Here is a 5,691-nt window from a genome sequence, read left to right as displayed (position 1 = left end):
TGGCTCTGGCTCTGGCTCAGGTGCTGGTTCCGGTTCTGGCTCTGGCTCTGGCTCTGGCTCTGGCTCTGGCTCTGGCTCAGGTGCTGGTTCCGGTTCTGGTTTTGGCGCTGGTGTTGGTTCAGGCTCAGGTGCTGCTTCCGGTTCGGCTGAAGTCAGCGCAGACTCATTCAGCGGGCGAACCGTTTTAGTTTCGGGGTGTGCTTGGCGCTCAACCTTCTTTGGTTTGGTTTGGTTATGTCTGGCGCGAATCAGATCGATTGCTATTAGGAGTGCAATGACGCCAAGGGTGACCAAAGAGTATAAAATTTCTGTTTGCATAATATGAACAACTTAAGGTATTTGATTCATGCCGTTATAATTTCTCTTTGAAAAAGATCGCAACGGCGAGGCTAAAATTCACTTACAATGCACGGATCCGTCTAAACAAGCGAGCTTTTTCGAGTGCTTTGGATAATATGCATGACATAACAGGAAATTCTAATGCCAGCCAGGATTAAAAAAAACCATCGAGGACAAAAATCTCGGCCATATGGTAAAAATAATCGTATAGATAGCTCGCAAACGGGCTCTTTTCGCATTATTGGCGGTGAATGGCGTAGTCGTCGATTAAACTTTCCGGCGCTTGAAGGTCTTCGCCCAACGACAGACCGAGTGAAAGAGACGGTGTTTAATTGGTTAATGCCTTATCTACCCGGCGCCCGAGTATTGGATTTATTTGCTGGCAGTGGTTCTTTAGGCCTCGAGGCGCTTTCACGCGGCGCTGGTGAGCTATGCTCTATTGAGAAAAGTAGTCAGGCAGCCTCGAGCCTTAAGGAAAACTACGCGCTATTAGGGGGGGCTGCTGAGCGAGCTGTGGTGGAGTGCCTCGACGCATTGACTTGGCTTCAAGCGAGTCCAAAACAACAGGGTGCCTTTGATATACTCTTTCTCGATCCACCCTTTCGCAAAGGCTTACTTACAGAGACTTTAGCACTTATCGAGGAGTCAGAGATACTCGCTAAAGGGGCGGTGATTTATCTGGAGCAGGAAAAAGAAGGCGTTTTACCTGCAATTCCGAAAGATTGGCAACTGATGAAAGAAAAGGTCGCCGGGCAAGTCAGTTATCAATTGTATCAACGACAAGCTAGCGACCAGATCTGATCTAGGCTTTTGCAGCACTTAGAGAGTAATGTCTTAAACTTTTGGCAAATTCTTCGAGGCTTTCGATGCCGCTTTTTTCAGCTTGTTTACACCATTCAGAAAGCTCGTTTAACTTTTCTTGAAAGCGGCTACCGGGGTGTTTTTTCCAAATATCTTGAAGAGCCTGGCTCATCTCATAAATGGTCTTGATCATCACGTCGTGGTCAAGCATTTCATTGATTCGGCTTTTCTCAGTACTTTTAACCAAATTTTCTTCTCTAACGAGAAGCTTCTTGGCCTTTTTAAACATAATTTTTTCTTGTTCCTGCATCTTGGCTTTTTGTGCTTGGATAACCGGAATCATGACATTCTTATGGTATTGGGATAAAACATAAAAGCGATTGTGGATAATTGCCATCACCGTATCCTTATCAAGCTCCAGCTTGTGACTGTCTTTTATTGGCTTAGGTGGGATATTGCGTGCTTTTGCTAAACCAAGGGCGCTTAATATTCTGATATAAAACCAGCCGATGTCGAATTCCCAGGGTTTAACAGATAGCTTGGCGGAGTTGGGATAAGTGTGGTGATTATTGTGAAGTTCTTCGCCACCAATAAAAAAGCCCCAGGGGCTGATGTTACGGGAGGCATCTTTACACTCAAAGTTCCGGTAGCCGATTGCATGGCCGACACCATTGATAACACCCGCAGCAAATACCGGGATCCACATCATTTGAATCGCCCAAATGGTAATACCTGCCAGGCCGAAGAAGAAAATATCGATAGCGCCCATCAGTACTACACCTTTCATCTTATGAGGGGTATAGATCTTGTTTTCTAACCAATCATCAGGTGTTCGCTGACCGTAGCGCTTTAAGGTTTCGGCATTGGCAGCCTCTTCTTTATAGAGCTCAGCACCCGTTAGTAGAACTGTTTTTAGGCCTTTCGCAACAGGGCTATGTGGGTCTTCATCTGTCTCACATTTTGCGTGGTGTTTCCGGTGAATAGCGGTCCACTCTTTGGTATTTTGAGCACTACTCAGCCATATCCAGAAACGGAAGAAGTGTTTAAGTGCAGGATGCAGGTCGAGAGCGTTGTGAGCTGAGTGTCTGTGTAGATAAAGTGTGACGCTGGCGATGGTGATTTGAGTCAGAATTATCGTTGCAATGACTTTCTGCCCAACACTTAAATCGAGAATACCGTTTATCCACCAGTCAAACATTTACTTCACCTCACTCCTATAAATTCTAGCTGACACGCGTTAGTTTTATATGCTATCACAAACAATGATATTTTAGAGTATGACAGCTCGTTTATTGCACAATAACTTCGTGCTTTTTTAACACGAGATGCTGAAACTGATCTATCTTTGCGCACCATCCTTCTTTTAGCCAGGTTGTCGAAACCTTTTCCAATATGATTGCAGGCCCTATTATGGTTTCACCTTCTTTGATCGCTTCTCGCTGAAGAATTGTCACTTCTTTTTCTATCGAAGGAAGTTGAATGACTTGTGTGGTGGCATCATTTTGCACTTCAGTACATATAACATCATTACTTTGCTGAGTTTCAATTGTCAGACTAAGGCAAACATTCACGAGCTCAACCGCGGTATTAGTGAGTTGGTGCCCATAGTGTTGTTGATGGCTGTGATGAAATAAGTCTGCAATATTGCGGGTTTGATCTGCAGAAAAGGGGATATTCAGAGTGAAGCTCTGGCCTTGGTAACGAAGATCCAAAGAGCGTTCTGATCGGATAGTTTGCCTGCCTACTTGTTCTAATTTTAGTTCTTTCGTTCCTTGTGACTCGAGACCTTCAAACAGCTGTTCCAGTTGGTGATGGGAAATATCATCTAACTGAATAATATGTGTCTTGGTAAATTGCCGTTGTTTTTGAGCTTTGAGCATGCCGTAGGCCGAGAGGACACCACTATTCTGGGGAATTATGGCACTTTTCATATTGAGTTTTTCAGCTAAGGAACAGACATGCAGACCCCCAGCGCCGCCAAAGCAACATAAGGTAAAGTCATTAGGGTTGTGCCCTTTCTGAATAGAAATGGCATGAAGGGCTTTTACCATTTGTTGTTCCGCAAGTTCTATGATTCCTTCTGCCAATTGAAGCCTGCTCATTTGTAGTTTGCTGGCTAGCGTGTCTAGCGCGCTCTCTGCTGAGGCTATATCAAGAGACATACCGCCACCTAAGAAAGCATCTGCACGTATGCGCCCTAGAACTAGATTGGCATCGGTCACAGTTACTTGAGTTCCGCCTTTGTTGTAACAAACTGGGCCAGGTGCGGAACCCGCAGATTGAGGGCCGACGTGTAGCATATTTCCTTCGTCTATCCAGGCAATAGAGCCGCCGCCAGCACCGATGGTTTCCATTTTTAACATTGGTATCGCGACCGGCCAATCATTAATGCTACCTTCATCGCTTAGTTCAAAGTTGCCATCCATTAAGGCGACGTCGGTTGATGTGCCGCCCATATCAAAACTCATGATCTTGGGTAAGTGACACTGTTCACCGATATGACGAACGGCGGCTAATCCGCCAGCCGGGCCGGATAAAAGCAGATTTACAGATCGTAAAGCGGCTTGTTCAGCAGCAATGGTTCCCCCTGAAGATTGCATGATTGAGACAGGGCAGCCGTTTAGTTGCTCGATCAAGTGATCAATATAGTTTTTTACTTTTGGGCCAAGGGATGCATTTAACCAGGTTGCTATACCACGTTCGTACTCTTTATATTTTGGTAAAACAAAAGATGAGCGCGAGACGAAATAGTCACCTTCCAGGGCTTTTTGAATGCGTAGCTCTTCATCATCATTGATAAAGGAAAATAAGAGATTTATCGCAATAGCTTCTGGTTTTAAGTCATTAACTTTTTGCTTAAGGGCTTCAATATCGTCATCAGATAAAGGTCTTATTAACTTTCCCTCGGAATCACGTCGGGTTTCTATTTCTAAGCAAAGCTCGCTTGGAACAGGAGGAATGGGTGGTTTGGCATTGAGGTTATAGAGTTCTTTGCGAGCTTGGCGGCCGATGCTCAGGATATCGCCAAAACCATTATTGGTGATATAGACGGTACGAGCACCTTTTCGTTCAAGCGCTGCATTGGTAGCTACCGTACTTCCATGAATAATACAAAGCTGTTTATTATCGACAGCTGAGTTTAAACCTAGTTCTTCTATTCCCTGCAAGATTGCTTGAGCAGGGTTTGAAGGGGTTGATAGTACTTTATGAATACGCACTTCTTGTTCAGTGAGCAAGACAAAGTCGGTAAAAGTGCCTCCGGCATCAACACCTAAGTACAGGATTTCATCCTCATCGCTTAAAGAAGATTTGGGATTGTGAAGCTTAGGGGAATTGGACACTTGCCTTTCCTTTGTATCAAAATGCGTGATTTGTTCTATCTATGAGGAGCCAAGTTTGCCTGAATTGCCAGAAGTAGAAACCTCTCGCCGGGGCATTGAGCCTTATATCAAGGGGCATAAAATCTTATCTATCAAGATCTATCAGCAAGCTTTGCGTTGGCCTGTTTCTAATGAACTCTATGAAATGACAAACCAGCCGGTTAGTGATGTTCTCAGGCGAGGTAAGTATATAATCATCTGTGTCCCTGACGGAAGTATACTGCTGCATTTAGGTATGTCTGGGAGTTTGCGTATAGTCGACGAGAGGACGCCACGGATAAAACATGATCATGTTGAATTCCACCTTTCCTGTGGAAAAATACTGCGCTTTAACGATCCGCGAAGGTTTGGCAGCATACTATGGTCTTCCAATTGGCAAGCGCATCCTTTAATTGCTTCTTTGGGGCTTGAACCTCTAAATGAGGAGTTCGACGGAGCGTATCTTCATCAAGCTGCCAAAAAGAGAAAACAAGCGGTTAAACAGTTCCTGATGAATAGTAAGCTCGTTGTTGGTGTTGGCAATATTTATGCAAACGAAGCTTTGTTCAAAGCGGGCATCTCTCCTATTCGCTCAGCCTCTCAAATCTCTTTAAAGCGCTATAACTTGCTTGCAGATACCATCAAAGAGGTCTTGCGTAAGTCCATCAAACAAGGAGGTACAACTCTAAAAGACTTTGTGGGAAGTGATGGAAAGCCAGGATACTTTAAGCAAGAGCTGAATGTGTATGGCCGAGGGGGTGAAGCCTGTGTCGAGTGTGGACAAGCGCTAAAGGAAATCAGGCAAGGTAATCGTGCAACGGTGTACTGTTCACAGTGTCAAAAATAATCTATTCGCCCGATTCGACAGTGGAGATATTGTGTCTATACTGAAATCAATGACAGATTTCAGGCATTTGTTCAGTAAGCTTAGGCTATTCAAGCAAACACCAGATACTGAACACTATGTGAAAGGCACCCAAGGAGACAAGTTCATGTACAGCCAATTTACCAAAGCCCTAAAAGTTATTATGTTCAGCCTTGTGTTGGCGCTACCCGCGACGGGCTGGTCAAACACGATTGAAGAAACGCCTTCAGCCGTTGCGATGACCGGCGACGCCTTGTTTGTAAGACCCGTAATGATTGCGACAACTATCTTAGGTGCAGCAATCTTTATCGTTTCTTCACCATTTTC

At 44.7% G+C, this 5,691-nt stretch carries 5 protein-coding genes and 1 pseudogene; 3 read left to right on the top strand and 3 right to left on the bottom strand.

Going from position 1 to position 5,691, the window contains the following annotated elements:
* On the bottom strand, nt 1–318 hold a 318-nt coding region (locus A3763_RS29320), incomplete at its 3' end, for a hypothetical protein (RefSeq protein WP_197483160.1).
* 162 nt (nt 319–480) lie between these two features.
* Here A3763_RS29320 and rsmD point away from each other — a divergent pair.
* Nucleotides 481–1,140, top strand: coding sequence for a 16S rRNA (guanine(966)-N(2))-methyltransferase RsmD (rsmD, locus tag A3763_RS26360; RefSeq protein ID WP_082865499.1), 660 nt, complete (start codon nt 481–483; stop codon nt 1,138–1,140).
* A gap of 1 nt (nt 1,141) precedes the next feature.
* On the opposite strand, the gene A3763_RS26355 is transcribed toward rsmD, so the two are convergent.
* Complete coding sequence (locus A3763_RS26355; protein ID WP_068508775.1) at nt 1,142–2,338, bottom strand: fatty acid desaturase; 1,197 nt, start codon at nt 2,336–2,338, stop codon at nt 1,142–1,144.
* 91 nt (nt 2,339–2,429) lie between these two features.
* Nucleotides 2,430–4,481, bottom strand: coding sequence for a hydantoinase/oxoprolinase family protein (locus A3763_RS26350; protein WP_231872335.1), 2,052 nt, complete (start codon nt 4,479–4,481; stop codon nt 2,430–2,432).
* A gap of 55 nt (nt 4,482–4,536) precedes the next feature.
* Between A3763_RS26350 and mutM the strand changes: the two genes are divergently transcribed.
* Nucleotides 4,537–5,346, top strand: a complete 810-nt coding sequence (mutM, locus tag A3763_RS26345; protein WP_068508774.1) for a bifunctional DNA-formamidopyrimidine glycosylase/DNA-(apurinic or apyrimidinic site) lyase — start codon at nt 4,537–4,539, stop codon at nt 5,344–5,346.
* Nucleotides 5,347–5,377: 31 nt separating this feature from the next.
* Nucleotides 5,378–5,691 (top strand): annotated as a pseudogene (locus tag A3763_RS26340) (hypothetical protein); the annotation flags it as partial.

The organism is Oleiphilus sp. HI0128 (assembly GCF_001635365.1).
The sequence above is the reverse complement of the archived record's forward strand: the minus strand, read 5'-3'. Positions and strand labels throughout refer to the sequence as shown.

Bases quoted from the DNA above. Each gene is read 5' to 3' on its own strand.
- rsmD (WP_082865499.1), top strand. From the start codon at position 481: ATGCCAGCCAGGATTAAAAAAAACCATCGAGGACAAAAATCTCGGCCA.
- A3763_RS26355 (WP_068508775.1), bottom strand. From the start codon at position 2,338: ATGTTTGACTGGTGGATAAACGGTATTCTCGATTTAAGTGTTGGGCAG.